Annotated in this window: 17 protein-coding genes; 13 read left to right on the forward strand and 4 right to left on the reverse strand. The window is 41.0% G+C overall.

What is annotated here, in order from left to right:
- Nucleotides 1-25: 25 nt before the first annotated feature.
- Complete coding sequence (locus tag ACINWC141_RS02205; protein ID WP_009387348.1) at nt 26-727, reverse strand: SDR family NAD(P)-dependent oxidoreductase; 702 nt, start codon at nt 725-727, stop codon at nt 26-28.
- A 610-nt stretch (nt 728-1337) separates the two neighbouring features.
- On the opposite strand from ACINWC141_RS02205, the gene ACINWC141_RS02210 reads away from it, so the two are divergent.
- From ACINWC141_RS02210 to ACINWC141_RS02230, 5 genes are all read left to right on the forward strand, one after another.
- Nucleotides 1338-1841 (forward strand): DUF2867 domain-containing protein, encoded by a 504-nt coding sequence (locus ACINWC141_RS02210; RefSeq protein ID WP_009387624.1) that lies wholly within the window; start codon nt 1338-1340, stop codon nt 1839-1841.
- 80 nt (nt 1842-1921) lie between these two features.
- Nucleotides 1922-2623, forward strand: a complete 702-nt coding sequence (locus ACINWC141_RS02215) for a DUF1003 domain-containing protein (RefSeq protein ID WP_009387361.1) — start codon at nt 1922-1924, stop codon at nt 2621-2623.
- A gap of 111 nt (nt 2624-2734) precedes the next feature.
- A complete protein-coding gene (locus tag ACINWC141_RS02220) occupies nt 2735-3400 on the forward strand; it encodes an RluA family pseudouridine synthase (RefSeq protein ID WP_009387455.1) in 666 nt (221 codons plus the stop codon).
- A gap of 127 nt (nt 3401-3527) precedes the next feature.
- Entirely contained in the window at nt 3528-3905 is a 378-nt protein-coding gene (locus tag ACINWC141_RS02225) for a ribonuclease E inhibitor RraB (protein ID WP_005079563.1), read from the forward strand.
- Nucleotides 3906-3933: 28 nt separating this feature from the next.
- Nucleotides 3934-4311 carry a nuclear transport factor 2 family protein gene (locus ACINWC141_RS02230; RefSeq protein WP_009387369.1) on the forward strand — a complete coding sequence of 126 codons (378 nt, stop codon included), beginning with the start codon at nt 3934-3936 and terminating at the stop codon, nt 4309-4311.
- Between the two features lie 43 nt (nt 4312-4354).
- On the opposite strand, the gene ACINWC141_RS02235 is transcribed toward ACINWC141_RS02230, so the two are convergent.
- On the reverse strand, nt 4355-6445 hold the full coding sequence (locus tag ACINWC141_RS02235) for a TonB-dependent receptor (protein ID WP_009387633.1): 2091 nt from the start codon (nt 6443-6445) through the stop codon (nt 4355-4357).
- Nucleotides 6446-6520: 75 nt separating this feature from the next.
- On the opposite strand from ACINWC141_RS02235, the gene ACINWC141_RS02240 reads away from it, so the two are divergent.
- Nucleotides 6521-7666, forward strand: coding sequence for an acetyltransferase domain-containing protein (locus ACINWC141_RS02240; RefSeq protein ID WP_009387446.1), 1146 nt, complete (start codon nt 6521-6523; stop codon nt 7664-7666).
- Between the two features lie 40 nt (nt 7667-7706).
- Here ACINWC141_RS02240 and ACINWC141_RS02245 read toward each other — a convergent pair whose 3' ends face one another.
- On the reverse strand, nt 7707-8174 hold the full coding sequence (locus ACINWC141_RS02245; protein WP_009387704.1) for an Lrp/AsnC ligand binding domain-containing protein: 468 nt from the start codon (nt 8172-8174) through the stop codon (nt 7707-7709).
- Between the two features lie 136 nt (nt 8175-8310).
- Here ACINWC141_RS02245 and ACINWC141_RS02250 point away from each other — a divergent pair, with 136 nt between their 5' ends.
- From ACINWC141_RS02250 to ACINWC141_RS02270, 5 genes are all read left to right on the forward strand, one after another.
- On the forward strand, nt 8311-9576 hold the full coding sequence (locus ACINWC141_RS02250) for a D-amino acid dehydrogenase (protein ID WP_009387654.1): 1266 nt from the start codon (nt 8311-8313) through the stop codon (nt 9574-9576).
- A 20-nt stretch (nt 9577-9596) separates the two neighbouring features.
- On the forward strand, nt 9597-10700 hold the full coding sequence (gene alr / locus ACINWC141_RS02255) for an alanine racemase (protein WP_009387404.1): 1104 nt from the start codon (nt 9597-9599) through the stop codon (nt 10698-10700).
- A gap of 10 nt (nt 10701-10710) precedes the next feature.
- Complete coding sequence (locus tag ACINWC141_RS02260) at nt 10711-11070, forward strand: RidA family protein (protein WP_009387647.1); 360 nt, start codon at nt 10711-10713, stop codon at nt 11068-11070.
- A gap of 161 nt (nt 11071-11231) precedes the next feature.
- Entirely contained in the window at nt 11232-12671 is a 1440-nt protein-coding gene (locus tag ACINWC141_RS02265) for an amino acid permease (RefSeq protein WP_009387676.1), read from the forward strand.
- 370 nt (nt 12672-13041) lie between these two features.
- Entirely contained in the window at nt 13042-14475 is a 1434-nt protein-coding gene (locus ACINWC141_RS02270) for an amino acid permease (RefSeq protein WP_009387486.1), read from the forward strand.
- Nucleotides 14476-14532: 57 nt separating this feature from the next.
- Here the strand turns inward: ACINWC141_RS02270 and ACINWC141_RS02275 are convergent, their stop codons facing one another.
- Nucleotides 14533-15414 carry a LysR family transcriptional regulator gene (locus tag ACINWC141_RS02275; protein ID WP_005071920.1) on the reverse strand — a complete coding sequence of 294 codons (882 nt, stop codon included), beginning with the start codon at nt 15412-15414 and terminating at the stop codon, nt 14533-14535.
- Nucleotides 15415-15580: 166 nt separating this feature from the next.
- Between ACINWC141_RS02275 and ACINWC141_RS02280 the strand changes: the two genes are divergently transcribed.
- The gene (locus ACINWC141_RS02280; RefSeq protein ID WP_009387407.1) at nt 15581-17098 is read left to right on the forward strand and encodes a CoA-acylating methylmalonate-semialdehyde dehydrogenase; all 1518 of its coding nucleotides are present in this window, start codon (nt 15581-15583) and stop codon (nt 17096-17098) included.
- Between the two features lie 11 nt (nt 17099-17109).
- Nucleotides 17110-18000, forward strand: a complete 891-nt coding sequence (gene mmsB, locus ACINWC141_RS02285; RefSeq protein WP_009387469.1) for a 3-hydroxyisobutyrate dehydrogenase — start codon at nt 17110-17112, stop codon at nt 17998-18000.
- The last annotated feature ends 2 nt before the right edge of the window (nt 18001-18002 follow it).

An 18002-nucleotide genomic window follows, 5' to 3' on the forward strand; every position in this document is an offset into this window, starting at 1 on the left:
CGCTTCTTCTGTCATAAGAAATAGTTTAAGCCGCTTGAATGGCTTCTCCACAAAGAGAAACTGTTTCTTGTTTATGTTGGTGTAAGTACCAGAACTGCTCTGCAATGGTTTCTGGATGTACTGTGTAGGTCTTATCTTGTGTGCCCGGTGTTCCATCAACAAAGCCATTCACAATCACTTGGCTTACGTAAACATTTGAGTCAGCGAGACTATGAGCAAGCAAGTTGGTGGCTTTGTATTGAGCGGCAACGGTGGTTGCTAAGGATGAATATTCTTTGGCAACCAAGTCGATACCAACTGCATCGAAAGCAAAAATTCCGTTTGTCGATAAAACGCTACCATGGTTCTTTTCTAAATCACCTAGGCAAGCTTGCACCGTCGCAATATAGCTCGAAACACGAATATGAAAGCTTTTACTAAGCTCTAGTGGAGGGGTTTCTAAGATATTGCCTTCAATATCATGGAAAGCATTCCAATGAATATTTTTAATCTCTCCTAATCGGTCTTTAATACGATTAATAAGATTTGGTATATCTTCAAGAACCGCTAAATCACATGCAAAAGCGTAAGCTTCAATACCTTGTGTTTTAAGCTCTAGAATAGCCTTTTCAAGTTTTTGGGCGTTTCGTGCCACTAAACCGATTTTATAGCCTTCTTTACCAAATTTATGTGCTACGGCTTTGGAAATACCCGTTCCATAACCAAAAATTATAATATTGTTGTTCATTATAAAGTTCCAAAAAACCAATTATTTGGTTAGAAATAGTTTATAATATGTTTTTATAATGTATTCAAGCGCAAAAGTTATCTCTAAGAATAGTACCCAAAGAATAAAAATGCTTAAAAGTGGATATTAGGGAGACAGCTTTACATGAGTTATTCGGCTAAACATGCGCTGTTGAACGAACTTCCAATTTGGCTTACAAATTTTTTGCTTGGTAAAATAAACCGAAAAATACAAATAAAATGGAATTTAAATATTACTAATTATAAGTAAATGGGAATAAATTCTTTTAAATTGGCTTAATGTTGTAAAAATTTCCAAAAATATTAAAATTTCGCTTTTCTTAGAAAAACAATCCCGCGGGGTGCTGGCTAAACTATATCTCAAGGGTGTGATAGGGATCGAAAAGAGTAGCATGCACCAAAACGTATAACGTTAGTGTGTACTCACCCAAAAGGTCTCGATTCGGCTTAGGACGCTATAGATCAAAAGTTTATAGGCATAAGGTTCTAACTTACAAAGTTATAATTGTTGAAGTAAACCATAGATGTTTTCCCTTGACACCCTAAAAAATTCTCTATAATAAAAACGATACTTTACAAGAATATAATTTATGAATAAGCCTTATCTTTCTGCTTTACCTAACGATAGTCAAATCTCATCTCAATTGAACAATGCCTACTTCCACGACTCGTGGAGCATTTTGCTTGGTCAGCCCGACCTAAATGTATTTCAGCAACTTATTAAGCTATTCCAGCACACTCCGCAGTGGGTAGAGTGGAGCATGAATATGCGTAATAAAATTACTTCAAAGATTGGACTTAAAGATTTAGGAAGTTTTCAGCAAATTGATTCGAATAAAAAAGAAAATGAATATGTGGCAGGCGATCGAATTGGAATTTTTACTTTTTTGCAGCGTACCGAAAATGAGTTAGTGATCGGAGATGATGACAAGCACTTAAATGTGACGTTATCTATATACAAGAATGAAAAGACTCAAGTACTCACCATAACTACAGTGGTGCATATTAAAAATTGGCTTGGAAGACTCTATATGGCGCCTGTAATTCCTGCCCATCGGAAAATAGTGCCAGCGACTTTACAGATTTTAGGTTAGAACACTATTTTTATTTACGATGTGATCAGCCAAAATTGTTTATATAATAATCTTAATATCATAATAAAGAGCTGAATAATATGGAGAATAAAAATCAGTGTCGGCAGTGCGTCGTTTGTGGGAAAAATTTTCCGTTAAAAGATCTAGTATCTGGTGAAGTCATTCGTAATGTGATTAGTGACGAAATTTTAAAAGACTATCCAGATTGGAATTACTCAAGCTTTATTTGTCGGGCAGATCTGGCAGATTATCGAGTTAAATATGTTCAATCACTTTTACGTTCCGAAAAGGGCGAACTCTCTAATTTAGAAAACGAAGTGATTGGCAGTATGCAACGCCATGAGCTGATTAGCCGAAATACAGAGTCGGATTTTGATCAGAATTGGACATTGGGAGAAAAGTTAGCAGATAAAATAGCTACTTTTGGGGGAAGTTGGGCGTTTTTAATTTGTTTTGCTCTATTTTTAATAGGCTGGATTGTTCTAAATACAGTCGTGATGGTAGTACGTCCCGTCGACCCTTATCCCTTTATTTTGCTGAATTTAGTATTGTCATGTTTAGCTGCAATTCAAGCGCCTATTATTATGATGAGCCAAAATCGCCAAGAAGCAAAAGACCGCTTACGTTCTCAACATGACTATCAGATTAATTTAAAAGCCGAGCTTGAGATTCGCCATTTGCATGAAAAAATGGACCATCTTTTGTCGCATCAATGGGAAAGACTTGCGCATATTCAAGAAATTCAGCTCGATCTTTTGGCTGAAATGAATAAAAAACGATAAAGATTTTCTGAGTTTCACGTGGAACATGAGTAGAGCGTTATAGATTACTTTGCGGTAGATTCGAAATTTCTTTATGATTTGCCGCCATGCTCCATTGCTGTTTCTACGACCATGCCTTTAAACGACAACTTTGTTTACGCTCCACCACAAGATCCGCTTTCAATTTTATTTGAAGATGACGATTTAATTGTGGTTGATAAACCTGCGGGCTTGTTGTCGGTCATGGGACGTTTACCTGAGCATCATGACAGTGCTTATTTACGGGTGCTGGAAAAGTTCCCTTTAGCTAAGGTCACACATCGTTTAGATATGGCAACATCAGGCTTACTTATGTTTGCCAAGCACCGTGATGCAGAAGTTGCGGTAAGTAAAATGTTTCAGGCCAGAACAGTCAAAAAGCATTATATTGCTTTGGTGCAAGGCCAAGTCGCACAAGAGGGAAGCGTTGAAGTTCCGCTCATTACCGACTGGGAAAATCGCCCAAGACAAATTGTACATTTTGAATTAGGCAAACATGCTAAAACGTTGTTTCAACCGTTGGTTTATGATGAAACAACCGATCAAAGTCGATTGTTACTTGAACCAGTAACAGGGCGTTCGCATCAGTTACGCGTCCACATGATGCATATAGGACATCCGATTATGGGGGATAAGTTATATCACCCTGAGCCTAAACGTTTTCACTTAAATCGCATGGCTTTACATGCTGCATATTTGGCTTTTCAGCATCCATTAAATGGAACGGATGTGGTGATTGAGTCGCAAGTGCCTTTTTAAAATTTATATAATTAAAAGAATTAATTTGATGCAATTGGGAACTGAATATATACCCAAACTGCAATAAAAGTCGGGTATTCTTGATGTTGAATAATATTAATACTGCGACAACAACAAGGATCACTTTATGACTCGTGACTACGAACAATTTCCAGATGACGATAACGGCAATGTACTTTGGCAAATGGCTGAAGACGGGGATGATTTAACCGAGTTGCATGAAATTGAATTTTCTATTGCTTTTCATGATCAGAAAAATGCAGAGCAATGTGCACTCTATCTGCTCTACCAAGAACAAAAAGTTTCACTTTTTCAAGATGACTCTGTTGAGCCAAACGAGTGGGTGATTACCATTTTCGTTAACATGGAACCTGAGTATTCAGATATTGTTGACTTGGAACAATGGTTTGCCAGTATCGCTGAGAAGTTTCAGGGCGAATATGATGGGTGGGGCTGTATGGCCTATGTCTTCGAGGAAGACGAAGAAGATGACCTGTTGCAGTAAGGTCTAAAATAAAGAGTAGGAGATAATCATGAACTTATCTCAAAAACAAATTGCAGTACGGTTTTTAGAGCTTGCCGCAGCGGGTGAAGTTGATGAAGCTTACAGCAATTACACTGCGCCGAACTTTAAGCATCACAACCCTTATTATGCGGGTGATGCGACTTCTTTGAAGGAAGGGATGCGTGAAAGTGCAATTGAAACTCCCAACAAAGTCTTTGATGTTCAACATGTCATTGAAGAGGGTGATTTGGTTGCTGTGCATTCAAAACTTGAAATGCAAATGAATGGGTTAACCACCTTGGCCGTGGTTCATATTTGCCGCTTTGAAAAGGGTAAAATTGCTGAGTTTTGGGATATTGGTCAAGTACAGCCCGACCCCCTCATCAATGAAAATGGTATGTTCTAATCAAAAGCCCGAAATAATTCGGGCTTTTTTATTTATGTATGAATTAAAACTTCCACTGTGCCGAAATTGAGGTGTTTAGTGGTTCACCTGGCTGAACCCATAAATCGCTATAGCTTGAAACATAGTAAGTTTTATCAAACAGGTTGTTCACATTGAGCTGATAGCGTAAACGGTCAGATGGGGCATAGTAGCCATTTAAATTGACCAACGTATAACTCGGTAAGTTAAAGCCATTATCAAGATTATGTCCGCTGCGCTCTCCCACATAGGTGAGGTTAGCACCTACACCTGCTTTTTTCGGACCTTCTTGTAGAAATTCATAATTGGTGCTCAATGAGCCTTGGTGTTTTGGAACATTGCTTAGACGGGCACCTTTTGCCAAGTCTTGGTCTTTTTCAATTTGAGCATCGGTATAACTATAGTTGGCATTGACGAACCAGCGGTCAGTGATTTGACTATTTAAGTCGAACTCAATTCCTTTACTACTCACTTCGCCTGCTGCGGTTTGGAAGTTACTGTCGATTGGGTCGGTTGTGGGTACATTTCGTTTTTTCATTTTAAACAAAGCGAAACTCAGCACACTTTGGTCGTTTATTTTATATTTGGTGCCGACCTCATAACTTTCGCCTTTTTCAGGAGCAAAAGTCTGACCATTTCGATTCATGCCACTATTCATGGCAAATGAGCGGCCATAATTGCTATAAAAAGCCCATTGCTCAGAGGCTTTAAAATTTACTCCGAAACGCGGACTATTTTGATGGAGGGTCTGGTTGCTTTCAGTCTGAGTCAGGTGATTTTTAAAGTCTTGTTCGACCTGATCAAAACGGTTGCCGAATAGCACACTCCACTGATCATTAAAAAAGATCTGGTCTTGTACATTAAGCGCAAAGTAACGCTGGCGCTCTTTAGTGTCGGTAAACGGTGCTAAGTTTGGTAAATATTTGCCATATTCAGGTTGGTAAATATCAATTGTGTTTGGTGAGTCTGTGCTGTGGTTGCGACGAAGTTGGTTTTGTTTGTAGTCGAGTTGACCAAGTTCAGTTGAAAGTAAAATTTCATGACGTGCCCAAGACGTATCAACCTTGCCAAGTAACTCTGTCTGAGCCAGCACATCTTCACTTGTATAATCACGATAGCGACGTTGACGCTCTAAAGTACGTCCATCGGCTTGCATACGACGAGGTTCGGTCGCAAAGCCGACCATTTGTGCATCTTTATAACTGACCGCACTATTTAGTTTCCAGTCAGGGTTAAATTCGTGACTAAGACGCAATTGGTAAAAATAATCTTTTATTTTCAAATCGCCGTCATCAGACTCACCTGTAAAGGTTTTCGGGTCCATCACAAACTGATGATTGACTGTACTTACACCACGGTCAAAGGTACCTTTATGCTCAGTAAATTCACTGTCAAAGTCGAGTTGCGTTTGGTCTGAAATTTTCCATGTGAGCTGTGGTGAAAAGAACCAGCGTTCACTGCTGACATGATCACGAAAGCTTTGATTATCTTCGTGAGCCACTGCTACACGATAGGCCAGTTCATCGTTAATAGGGGCAGTATGCTCCAGACTTATTCGATATTGTTCTTGGGTATTAGCGCGTAGGTTAAGTTTACTTTCGCTTTCCCATTGTGGTTTTTTACTATTGAGGTTAAGTAAACCACCTGTTTCGCCGCGACCATATAAAGCCGCCATTGGTCCTTTTAAAAACTCTAAAGATTCAATATTTACTACATCTTTTGGAGCACTAATCCCTCGGTTGACACTCAAGCCGTTGCGGATCATTGAGGCACCTAAATTGGGATCGGTACTAAAACCGCGGAAAGAGTAATTATCCCAAAAGCCGCCACCGAAACTATTTTGATGAAAAACCCCGCTCACTAAGCTTAATGCGTCATCAATTCGTTGAACGTCTTGTTGTTCCATTATTTGTTTAGAAAGATAAGCACGGTTAAAAGGGACATCTAAAACATCGTGAGTAAATTTAGTTGCCGAGCTATTTTGGCTCACATCTTCTCGGGTACTTTCAGCCTGAACACGTATGGTCTCAAGTACCGTTGACGTTTCCTCTCCCCAAGTGAGTGTCGATATAAATGATAGACCTAACGAAGACAACAATCCTAATTTGTGTCGCATAAATAATCAGCCATAAAAAGACAAAAGGAATTAAATGTAATAGTATAACGTTACATTATTTTGTTGATTACTGCTATGTCTTTAGAAAAGAATATTGAACGTTTACAGTCGATTGATGCATTGCGTGGTTTGGTGATCATCATTATGTTGCTCGACCATGTAAGAGAAACTTTCTATTTACATAAACAGGTTACCGATCCAATGGACGTAACAGTAACAGAACCGGCTTTATTTGGCAGTCGATTATTGGCCCATATTTGCGCTCCAGTTTTTGTACTTTTAACGGGTATTTCTGCTTTTTTATTTCAGTCAAAAAAACAAGACTTACAGCAAACACGTGCTTTTTTATTAAAACGTGGCTTATTTTTGATTGTACTAGAGCTCACGCTGGTGAAATTTGCATGGACGGCAACTTTTCCGCCTGAAGTCATTTATTTACAAGTGATCTGGGCGATTGGTATTAGCATGGTGGTGCTAGCGTGCTGTGTGAGTTTACCTTTACCAGTCCTTGCTGGTGTAGCGTTGGTCATTATTTTTGGGCACAACCTGCTAGATTCTGTGCACTTCTCACAAGGTGTTTTACAAAATATATGGTTCGTTTTACATGAACGTGGTTGGATTGAATTTGCGGGTATCAAGCTTCGCACAAGCTATCCCATTTTGCCTTGGATCGGGGTGATTTTACTGGGCTATGCCTTAGGGCAGTTGTTTAGTTCTAAATATTCAGCAAAGCAAAGAGGCCGCGCTTTACTCAGCCTTGGTTTAGTAAGTATTGGGCTATTTGTTTTATTGCGTTTTATCAATATCTATGGCGACCAGCCTTGGCAACATTTTGAGTCATTCCAACTGAGTCTCATGAGCTTTTTTAACCTCACTAAGTATCCGCCGTCTTTATTATTTATTTTGCTAAATGTTGGAATTGGCTTGATTGTGCTCGTTGCTTTTGAGCGTATGCAGCAATACTCATTTTTAAAACCATTGGTGGTATTTGGCTCGGTGCCGATGTTCTTTTATTTATTACACTTATATATGCTGAAATTGATGTATGTGTTCGCACTCAGCGTGTGGGGAGCTAACTACGGGAATTATTTGTCGGTCAACCATGTGTGGATGCTATGGCTAATTACAATTGTACTGTCTTTTGTACTTTATCCAGCGGTTAAGTGGTTCTCGAAATTCAAACATCAAAACAAACATATTTCGATTTTAAAATATTTCTAATTTCTAAAAGGTGAGTAAAGCGAGTTAAATAATGCTCGCTTTACTTACTTACATCTAAATATAAAGTTTCTTTGACTTCTTCCATAACCACATAACTGTGTGACGATGCCGAAGCGGGAAGTTTCTTTAATAGATCTCCCAATAAGCGGCGGTATGCGCTCATTTCTTTTAAACGCGCTTTTACGAGGTAGTCAAATTCGCCTGAAATAAGATGACATTCGAGTACTTCAGGAATCTCAACTAAATCTCTGGCCACTTGGTCAAATACATCGCCTGATTTGGCAGATAACTTAATTTCTAAAAAGACGAGAAGGTTACGGTCCACAAAGGCTGGGTTTAGCCGTGCGTAATAACCTATGATAATGCCATCGCGTTCAAGGCGCTTTACACGCTCTGAACAGGGGGTGGTCGACAGGTTAACTCTCGATGCCAATTCACTAATCGCAATTCGTCCTTCGCGCTGCAAAATATCCAGAATCATGCGATCTATACGATCTAAGGGGCGCATAGATATTTCCTCTTTTTTTAAAATTCTCGCGAGAAAAACATAAATTTACCTAGATTATACCCTGAAAAACAGTGAAATAAACTATTGAAGCAGAAATATACTAGTGAAATAAACTGGTGTGCGTGAGGGAATGGAAATGCGCGTAATTGTTTTAGGTAGCGGCGTTATTGGAGTGGCAAGTGCCTATTATCTAGCTCAACAAGGAGCTGAGGTTACTGTTCTCGATCGCCAGGCAGGTCCTGCTGAAGAAACAAGTTTTGGTAATGCAGGTCAAATTTCGCCTGGGTATTCGACTCCTTGGGCAGCACCAGGTATCCCTTTTAAAGCTGTGAAATGGATGTTCCAACATCACGCACCGCTTGCGATTAATTTAGATGGCAGTATGTGGCAGTTACAGTGGATGGCGCAAATGCTGAAAAACTGTAATCCACAAAGCTATGCTGTAAACAAAGAACGTATGATGCGCGTGGCTGAATATAGCCGTGATTGTTTACGTGAGTTAAGAAAAGATACAGGTATTAACTACGAAAACCGCGCGAAGGGTACTTTGCAGTTATTCCGCAAAGAAGCACAAATGGAAGCGGTTCAACGCGACATTAGCGTGCTTGAAGAGTGCGGCGTAAGCTACGAATTATTAAATGGCAACGAGCTTGGTCGTGTAGAACCAGCTTTGGCAAATGCGCAAGATAAATTGGTCGGTGGTTTACACCTACCAAATGACGAGACAGGTGACTGTTATTTATTTACTAATGCTTTAGCTCAAATTGCCAAAGAGTTGGGTGTTAACTTCCAGTTCAACCAAAACGTAGAAAAATTGATTGTTGAAGGCGATGAAATTAAGGGCGTTCAGGTCAATGGTAAGGTCTTAACTGCGGACCGTTATGTTCTAGCGTTTGGTAGCTATTCACGTGATTTCTTGAAACCACTTGATCTACAGCTACCTGTATATCCTGTGAAAGGTTACTCGTTGACAATTCCAATTGTTGATCCTGCTTTTGCTCCGCAATCTACAGTGCTGGATGAAACCTACAAAATTGCGATTACTCGCTTTGACCAGCGTATTCGCGTAGGTGGGATGGCAGAGCTAAGCGGTTTCAATTTAGGTCTGAATGAAGACCGCCGTGCAACCTTGCAAATGGTGACTCAGGACTTGTTCCCAGGCGGTGATATGGCACAGGCATCTTTCTGGACAGGTCTACGTCCAATGACACCAGACAGCACTCCAATTATTGGAGCGACTCGCTTTAAAAATCTGTTCTTGAATACAGGTCACGGTACTTTAGGTTGGACCATGGCATGTGGTTCAGGAAAATTAATCAGTGACATTGTATTGAATCATAAGACTGAAATCAGTACCGATGGCCTTTCAATTCAGCGTTATTCACACGCGCATGCTGCATAACGGACGTTAGGAAAGTCATCATGCCTCGTCCTATTACCGCAGTGATCCACCGACAATCCTTACAAAATAACTTGGCGGTGGTACGCAAGGCTATGCCAAACAGTAAGGTCTTTGCCGTTGTAAAAGCCAATGCTTATGGACACGGAATTGAACGTGTTTATGAAGCGTTTAAAGCAGCAGATGGCTTTGCCTTACTTGATCTTGATGAAGCAAAACGCATTCGTGCTTTAGGTTGGACAGGTCCAATTTTATTGCTCGAAGGAATTTTCTCTCCTCAAGATTTATTTGATTGTGTGCAGTATCAACTCAGTTTCACCATTCATAGTGAAGCGCAAATTGAGTGGGTAGAAAAGCATCCTTATCCGGCTCAATTTGATGTTTGCCTAAAAATGAATAGTGGTATGAACCGTCTTGGTTTTAAACCACAGCACTATGTTCAGGCTTGGGAACGTTTAAATAATTTGCCAAATGTCTCCAAGATTACCCACATGATGCATTTTTCAGATGCAGATGGTGATCGTTTCGGGCAGCAGGGTATTGATTATCAAATTACTGCCTTTGAAGAAATTGTTAAGGATTTACCGGGTGAAAGATCGGTAAGTAATAGTGCGGCAATTCTGCGCTATCAAGATCAGCTCAGATCAGATTATGCCCGTAGTGGCATCATGCTTTATGGCAGCTCGCCAGACTACCCAACGCATAGTATTGCGGATTGGGGCTTACAACCGACCATGAGCTTACGTAGTGAAATTATTTCCGTTCAGCATTTAGAGCCGAATGAAAGCGTGGGTTATGGCTCAAACTTTGTCGCAGAGCAACCGATGACGATTGGGATTGTCGCTTGTGGCTATGCTGATGGTTATCAACGTATTTCACCAACAGGTACGCCTGTTTTAGTGGACTCAGTCCGCACTCGCACAATTGGTCGTGTCAGCATGGATATGTTGGCAGTTGATTTAACGGGCATTGAAAATGCCAAAGTTGGTAGCGAAGTGGTGCTCTGGGGCCAATCAAGTACAGGCGTCGTTTTACCTATTGATGATGTCGCTATTTCATCCGGTACGGTGGGCTATGAACTGATGTGTGCCGTCACCGCCCGTGTTCAATTTATTAATCAGGTATAAGGAAATCCGAATGTCTAATTCAGATATACAAAAGATTAAAACTAACGAAGTCATGAGTGCCGTGACTGTTTTTAACAAAGTGGTTTATCTGTCAGGTCAGGTACCTAAAAATACCGAGCAAGACGTGGCAGGCCAAACTCGTGAAATTCTTGCAACGATTGATGAACTTTTGGCATTAGCCAATACCGACAAATCTCGCTTGCTCTCTGCACAGTTCTATTTAAAAAATCTTTCTGACTTTTCAACCGTAAATGCAATTTGGGTTGACTGGTTAAAAGGGTGTGTTGCTCCATCGCGTGCCACAATTCAGGCCGATTTGGTAAATCCGGATTGGTTAATTGAAATTGCCGTGACGGCAGCACAAAAGTAATTCGTTTTTACTCCAAAAATGATGATGTATCTAACAGAAGGAAGATAGATACGGTTTAACCAGTCTTTTTTGGTGAACAGATTCAGTGACCTATGGCATACGGTTCGATTTTCGCCATAGGTTGCTGATCTTAACAAAGGAATTCAAAAAGGAATTTTAATATGACAACGGCTCGTCATTCAGATACAGAAAATTCTCCTGATCATCTGCAACGAAAACTGTCTAACCGTCATTTACAACTGATTGCTATTGGCGGTGCAATTGGAACCGGCCTATTTATGGGTTCGGGCAAAACTATCTCCCTCGCAGGTCCTTCAATCCTTTTGATCTATATGATTATTGGAGGAATGTTCTTTTTCTTAATGCGTGCAATGGGCGAGTTGCTCCTTGCAAATCTGCATTACAAATCTTTTGTTGATATGGCTCATGACCTGATTGGTCCTTGGGCTGGTTATTATTTGGGCTGGACTTATTGGTTAGGTTGGGTGCTGGTGGGTATTGCGGACCTTTCAGCAGTCATTAACTATTTAGGTTTCTGGCTACCCGATGGCGCAAGTTTCTCACCAATACAGCAGGCCATGATTAGCGCAGGTTGTGTGTTGTTTGTGATGGGTCTTAACCTCTTAACAGTACGCCTATTTGGTGAAATTGAATTCTGGTTTGCTCTCATTAAGATCTTGGCGATTATTGGTCTGATCGGAGTGGGCGGCTACATGATTTTCAGCCATTTCCAAGCTCCGCAAGGCGCTGTCGCAAGCATCAGTAATGTTTGGTCACATGGTGGTTTATTCCCGAAAGGTACAGAAGGCTTCTTGGCAGGATTCCAGATTGCTGTATTTGCTTTTGTCGGGGTTGAACTTGTAGGTACAACGGCTGCTGAAACCAAAGACCCGCAGAAGAACTTACCGAAAGCGATTAATGCGATTCCGGTACGTATTATTTTGTTCTATGTGTTGGCACTGTTTATTGTGATGTCAGTAACACCGTGGGACCATATTCGTGCAGACAAAAGTCCGTTTGTTGAGTTATTCTTAAATGCTGGTATTCCGGTTTCTGCAATCATCATGAACTTGGTGGTGCTGTCTTCGGTCATGTCTTCAATGAACAGCGGTGTGTTTTCAACCAGCCGTATGTTGTTTGGTTTATCAAAAGACGGTCAGGCACCGGGTGCATTTGGACGCTTATCAAAACGTGCAGTACCTTCAAATGGTTTGATTTTCTCTTGTACCTTTATCATGGGCGGAGCGGTGCTTCAGTACTTTGTTCCAAACACGATGGAAGCATTTACTTTGGCAAGTTCACTTTGTGTGATTCTATTCATTAGTGTCTGGAGTCTCATCATGGTGTGCTATTTACGCTACCGTAAATTACGTCCTGAATTACATGAAAAATCAACATTCAAAATGCCAGGTGGTGTTTGGATGAGTTATGTTGTTTTGGCATTCATGCTTTTCACTTTAGTCATCTTGGCATTAGAGTCAGATACATTGAAAGCTCTATATGTCAGTCCAGTATGGCTGGTCATTTTAGGTGTTACCTATCATGTGCTCTATAAACCACGTATGAAAAAACTAGGACGTGAACTCGTCAACGATCATTAAGTTTTATTAAAAAGCCAATCAATCATGATTGGCTTTTTTTATTTTTATTAGATTTTTTATCGGAATAATATTGTTTATTTTTGGATCAATAGAGCAGTTTGGAGGGTATTGGAAAAGTACATATAGCAGGATCACATGCTACACTTCGGCTAATCTGGAACCCCAGATTGATTAATTAAAATTGCCGTGAAGGCAGTACATAAATAATGTGACTTAAAAAAATCAGGACAAACGATTTATCAATTAAGGAAAAAATATACTTGAACATCTTGTCCTGAGGTATAGACTCAGCAACCCACGATATACGGTTCGTTTTTCTCCCTATAGGTTGCTGATTTAAGTTAAGCAAAATATAAAAAGGACTTCTAATATGACAATGGTTCATCATTCTGATGAGGCAAGCTCCCCTGATCATTTACAACGGAAATTAAATAATCGCCATCTACAAATGATTGCAATTGGCGGTGCAATTGGAACCGGCTTATTTATGGGCTCGGGCAAAACCATCTCCCTCGCAGGACCTTCAATCCTCGTTATCTACATGATAATTGGTGGCATGTTCTTTTTTCTGATGCGTGCATTGGGTGAACTACTGCTTGCCAACTTACATTACAAATCATTTGTCGATATGGCTTATGATTTGATTGGACCATGGGCTGGCTACTATATCGGCTGGACCTATTGGTTAGGCTGGGTACTGGTCGGTATTGCTGATTTATCTGCGGTCATTAACTATTTAAGTTTCTGGCTGCCCGAAGGCGCCAGTTTCTCACCCATGCAACAAGCCATGATTAGTTCAGGCTGTGTACTATTCATTTTAGGGCTTAACCTTCTTACCGTTAAGCTATTTGGTGAAGTTGAATTCTGGTTCGCACTCATTAAGATTTTGGCCATTATTGGCCTGATTGGAGTCGGTGGTTACATGCTCCTCACTCATTTTCAAGCTCCGCATGGTGAGGTTGTGAGTGTAAGTAATGTGTGGTCGCATGGCGGCATATTTCCAAAAGGCGTAAGCGGATTTTTGGCAGGTTTCCAGATTGCCGTGTTTGCTTTCATTGGTGTTGAATTGATTGGTACAACTGCTGCTGAAACGAAAGATCCAGAGAAAAATCTACCAAAGGCAATTAACGCGATTCCTGTACGTATTATTTTATTCTATGTATTGGCACTCTTTGTGGTGATGTCAGTAACACCTTGGGATCACATTCGTGCAGATAAAAGTCCATTTGTTGAGTTGTTCTTAAATGCAGGTATTCCGATTTCAGCCATCATCATGAACTTGGTGGTGCTATCTTCAGTGATGTCTTCAATGAACAGCGGTGTGTTTTCAACCAGTCGTATGCTGTTCGGTTTATCGAAAGATGGTCAGGCACCGAGTGCATTGGGGCGTTTATCAAAACGTGCCGTACCTTCAAATGGTTTAATCTTCTCATGTATTTTCATTATGGGTGGGGCAGTGCTTCAGTACTTTGTTCCAAACACGATGGAAGCATTTACTTTGGCAAGTTCACTCTGTGTGATTCTCTTTATTAGTGTATGGCTTCTGATCATGGCATGCTATTTACGTTACCGTAAGTTAAGTCCAGAGTTACATGCTAAATCGACCTTTAAAATGCCGGGTGGGGTGTTGATGGCGTATGTTGTCATTGCATTCTTCTTGTTCACTTTAGTGATTTTGGCACTAGAGCCAGATACATTAAAAGCGGTATACGTGAGTCCATTGTGGCTGGTTGTTTTAGGTGTTAGCTATCATGTGTTTTATAAACCACGCATGAAAAAACTAGGCCAAGAAACTTTTGATTAATTATTGCTAATTTCAAAAAAGCCAATCATCCGTGATTGGCTTTTTTATTTAGGTTCTTTAATCAACCAACAAATGCTGATATTTATCGGCTTGTTTACGCAAATAGTCCCAAACCAATTTAATGCGCGGTTCATGTTGTAAATCAACAAAAGTCAGCATCCAGAAGGTATGAGTAAAGCGAACTTGTTGCTCTAGCACCTCTTCAAGTTCCGGTTTATCATCTGCCAAAAACTTGGGCAAAATCGCAAGTCCTGCGCCAGCACTCACCGCAATTTGCTGGGCCAAAATACTGCTGCTACGGAAGTTGGCATTCAGCTTCAAAGGTAGACGTTCTAGACAATACAACTCAGGGCTATATACCAGATCATCAATATAGTTCACAAAGCGATGTTGGGTTAAATCTTCTAAGGCTCGGATAGGCGGGTTTTGGGCCAGATAGTTTTTGCTACCATAAATTTTTAAACAATAATCTGATAATCGCGTAATGATGTAAGGGCCAGACGTAGGACGATCAATTGACACCACAATATCTGCCTCACGGTGTGAAAGCTTAATCATTTTCGGCACTGGAATTAGGTCGATGGTGAGCAGTGGATATTGGATAGAGAACTCAGCCAATAACCGAGCTAAAAACGCAGTACCAAAACCTTCAGGTGTGCCAATTCGCACACGACCTTGCAAAGGTTGGTGTGGTTTTTCAATTTGTAAGAAAGCTTGTTCCATTTGCTCAACTCGAGGAACCAGTGCCATCCCTTCGAGTGTCAGCTCATAACCCGTCGCTTCACGCTTAAACAGCGTTGTACCCAAAGCAAGTTCTAGTGCCTGAATTCGTCTAGCCACCGTACTGTGCTCGACACCAATAATTCGCGCAGCATTGGTCAAGGTTTTAGTCCGAGCTAAAACCAGAAAAAAATGTAGATGATCCCAATCCACTTTCATTTTTGTTTTCATCCTTGTGCATATTTGCACAACAATCGTGCATGAATTTCCGTTGGTGGTCAAAGTTTTCTTTGCTAGTCTCAATTGAAACTGGAATAAAGAAAATACAATCAAAAGGTGTTTTCTAATAATTGAACACAATAAAAATATGGCCTACGGAGAGGTTATGAACACAATCCAAAAAATCGAATTGGAAACCGCTAAATTACTCATTAACGGAAATTTTATCGAATCTGAAACACAGGAATGGCAAGACATTGTTAATCCTGCGACTCAGGAAGTGATTGGTCGCGTACCATTTGCAACGGTTAAAGAAGTCGATGCTGCTATTCAAGCTGCACAAGATGCTTTTGCTTCTTGGCGTCAGACTCCAATTCAGGCACGTATGCGTATCATGCTTAAGTTACAAGACTTAATCCGTGCCAACATGAAAGAAATTGCGCAAGTACTAACGACTGAACAAGGCAAAACCTTGGCAGACGCTGAAGGTGATATTCAACGTGGTCTAGAAGTGGTTGAACATGCCTGTTCGGTCGGCACTTTGCAAATGGGTGAATATGTTGAAGGTGTTGCACGCGGTGTAGACACTTACACATTGCAGCAACCTTTGGGTGTCTGTGCGGGTATTACGCCGTTTAATTTCCCAGCCATGATTCCACTTTGGATGTTCCCAATGGCAATTGTGTGCGGCAATACCTTTGTTTTAAAACCATCAGAACAAGACCCTTTATCAACCATGATGCTGGTTGAGCTTGCCATTCAAGCAGGTGTTCCAGCAGGTGTGCTGAACGTTGTGCATGGCGGTAAAGAAGTAGTTGACCGTTTGTGTACCCATAAAGATATTAAAGCGATTTCATTTGTAGGCTCAACTGCAGTTGGCACACATGTTTATAACCTTGCAGGGCAACATGGTAAACGCGTGCAGTCGATGATGGGCGCAAAAAACCATGTGGTTGTGATGCCAGATGCCAATAAAGAACAAACCTTAAATGCTCTAGTGGGTGCAGCGTTTGGTGCAGCAGGACAACGTTGTATGGCATTGTCGGTTGCAGTGATGGTTGGCGACAGCAAACAATGGATTCAAGAGTTAGTTGAAAAAGCGAAAACCTTAAAAGTAAATGCAGGCCATGAGCCAAATACTGACATTGGCCCAATCATTTCAAAACGTGCTAAAGCGCGTGTGCTTGATTTAATTAATAGCGGTGTTGAGCAAGGGGCAGAGTTGCTACTCGATGGTCGCGATGTTCAAGTACAAGGTTATGAGTCAGGTAACTTCGTGGGGGCAACGATTTTTAGTGGCGTAAATACTGACATGCGTATTTATAAAGAAGAAATCTTTGGTCCAGTTCTTTCAATTATTTGTGTAGATACCCTTGATGAAGCGATTACGCTTATCAACGCCAACCCATTTGGTAACGGTGTAGGTCTATTTACCCAAAGCGGTGCGATTGCACGTACTTTCCAAAACCTCATTGATATTGGTCAAGTCGGTATCAATATTCCAATTCCTGTGCCAGTGCCTTTCTTTAGCTTTACGGGTTCAAGAGGTTCAAAACTGGGTGATTTGGGACCATACGGCAAACAGGCTGTGCAGTTCTACACTCAAACTAAAACTATTACCAGTCGTTGGTTTGAAGATAGCCATGAAGTTGGCGGTGTAAATACAACAATTAGTTTACGTTAAGGGGATCACGGATGAATATCGCCTTTATCGGTCTAGGCAATATGGGCGGCAGAATGGCCCATAATCTACTTAAAGCCGGAATCAAAGTTTATGGTTATGACCTTAGTGAAGTCGCGATCCAGCACTTTGCCGAGGCAGGTGGTGTGGTCTGCGACAGCCCACAGGATGCAGCTAAACAAGCAGATGTGGTTATTAGCATGCTACCTGCGGCCAAGCACGTTAAAGAAGTTTACTTGGGTGAAAATGGTGTATTGGAAGTGCTAAAATCAGGTAGCTTATGCATTGATAGCAGTACCATTGATCCACAAACCATTAAAGACATTGCCGCTGTTGCGCAAAGCAAAAATATTAAAATCTGTGATGCACCAGTTTCAGGTGGAACCATTGGTGCTCAAGCAGGAACCTTAACCTTTATGGTGGGTGCCGATGATCAAACCTTTTACGAAGTAAAACCTGTGCTTAGCCACATGGGCAAAAACATAGTTCATTGTGGCGATGTCGGTGCAGGTCAAATTGCCAAAATCTGCAATAACCTGATTTTGGGTATTTCAATGGCCGCGGTGGCCGAAGGTATGGCACTTGGTGTGAAGCTAGGTATTGACCCACAAGCATTGGCAGGCGTCATTAACACTTCAAGCGGTCGTTGTTGGAGTTCGGATGTATGTAACCCATGGCCGCATATTAATGAAAATGCCCCAGCATCTCGAGGTTACCAAGACGGCTTTGCAACTCAGCTGATGCTAAAAGATTTGGGTCTTGCAGTAGAAGCGGCAGGCCAAGTCAAACAGCCAGTCGTATTAGGCGGTATGGTGCAACAGCTGTATCAGCAAATGTGCATGCGTGGTAATGCCAATCTCGACTTTTCGAGCATTATTCAGCAATACCTGCCACAAGAGGCATAACG

It is taken from the genome of Acinetobacter sp. WC-141, from assembly GCF_000313935.1.
In the GTDB taxonomy this organism is placed as follows: domain Bacteria; phylum Pseudomonadota; class Gammaproteobacteria; order Pseudomonadales; family Moraxellaceae; genus Acinetobacter.

Bases quoted from the DNA above. Each gene is read 5' to 3' on its own strand.
- ACINWC141_RS02205 (WP_009387348.1), bottom strand. From the start codon at position 727: ATGAACAACAATATTATAATTTTTGGTTATGGAACGGGTATTTCCAAA.
- ACINWC141_RS02210 (WP_009387624.1), top strand. From the start codon at position 1,338: ATGAATAAGCCTTATCTTTCTGCTTTACCTAACGATAGTCAAATCTCA.
- ACINWC141_RS02215 (WP_009387361.1), top strand. From the start codon at position 1,922: ATGGAGAATAAAAATCAGTGTCGGCAGTGCGTCGTTTGTGGGAAAAAT.
- ACINWC141_RS02220 (WP_009387455.1), top strand. From the start codon at position 2,735: ATGCCTTTAAACGACAACTTTGTTTACGCTCCACCACAAGATCCGCTT.
- ACINWC141_RS02225 (WP_005079563.1), top strand. From the start codon at position 3,528: ATGACTCGTGACTACGAACAATTTCCAGATGACGATAACGGCAATGTA.
- ACINWC141_RS02230 (WP_009387369.1), top strand. From the start codon at position 3,934: ATGAACTTATCTCAAAAACAAATTGCAGTACGGTTTTTAGAGCTTGCC.
- ACINWC141_RS02235 (WP_009387633.1), bottom strand. From the start codon at position 6,445: ATGCGACACAAATTAGGATTGTTGTCTTCGTTAGGTCTATCATTTATA.
- ACINWC141_RS02240 (WP_009387446.1), top strand. From the start codon at position 6,521: ATGTCTTTAGAAAAGAATATTGAACGTTTACAGTCGATTGATGCATTG.
- ACINWC141_RS02245 (WP_009387704.1), bottom strand. From the start codon at position 8,174: ATGCGCCCCTTAGATCGTATAGATCGCATGATTCTGGATATTTTGCAG.
- ACINWC141_RS02250 (WP_009387654.1), top strand. From the start codon at position 8,311: ATGCGCGTAATTGTTTTAGGTAGCGGCGTTATTGGAGTGGCAAGTGCC.
- alr (WP_009387404.1), top strand. From the start codon at position 9,597: ATGCCTCGTCCTATTACCGCAGTGATCCACCGACAATCCTTACAAAAT.
- ACINWC141_RS02260 (WP_009387647.1), top strand. From the start codon at position 10,711: ATGTCTAATTCAGATATACAAAAGATTAAAACTAACGAAGTCATGAGT.
- ACINWC141_RS02265 (WP_009387676.1), top strand. From the start codon at position 11,232: ATGACAACGGCTCGTCATTCAGATACAGAAAATTCTCCTGATCATCTG.
- ACINWC141_RS02270 (WP_009387486.1), top strand. From the start codon at position 13,042: ATGACAATGGTTCATCATTCTGATGAGGCAAGCTCCCCTGATCATTTA.
- ACINWC141_RS02275 (WP_005071920.1), bottom strand. From the start codon at position 15,414: ATGAAAGTGGATTGGGATCATCTACATTTTTTTCTGGTTTTAGCTCGG.
- ACINWC141_RS02280 (WP_009387407.1), top strand. From the start codon at position 15,581: ATGAACACAATCCAAAAAATCGAATTGGAAACCGCTAAATTACTCATT.
- mmsB (WP_009387469.1), top strand. From the start codon at position 17,110: ATGAATATCGCCTTTATCGGTCTAGGCAATATGGGCGGCAGAATGGCC.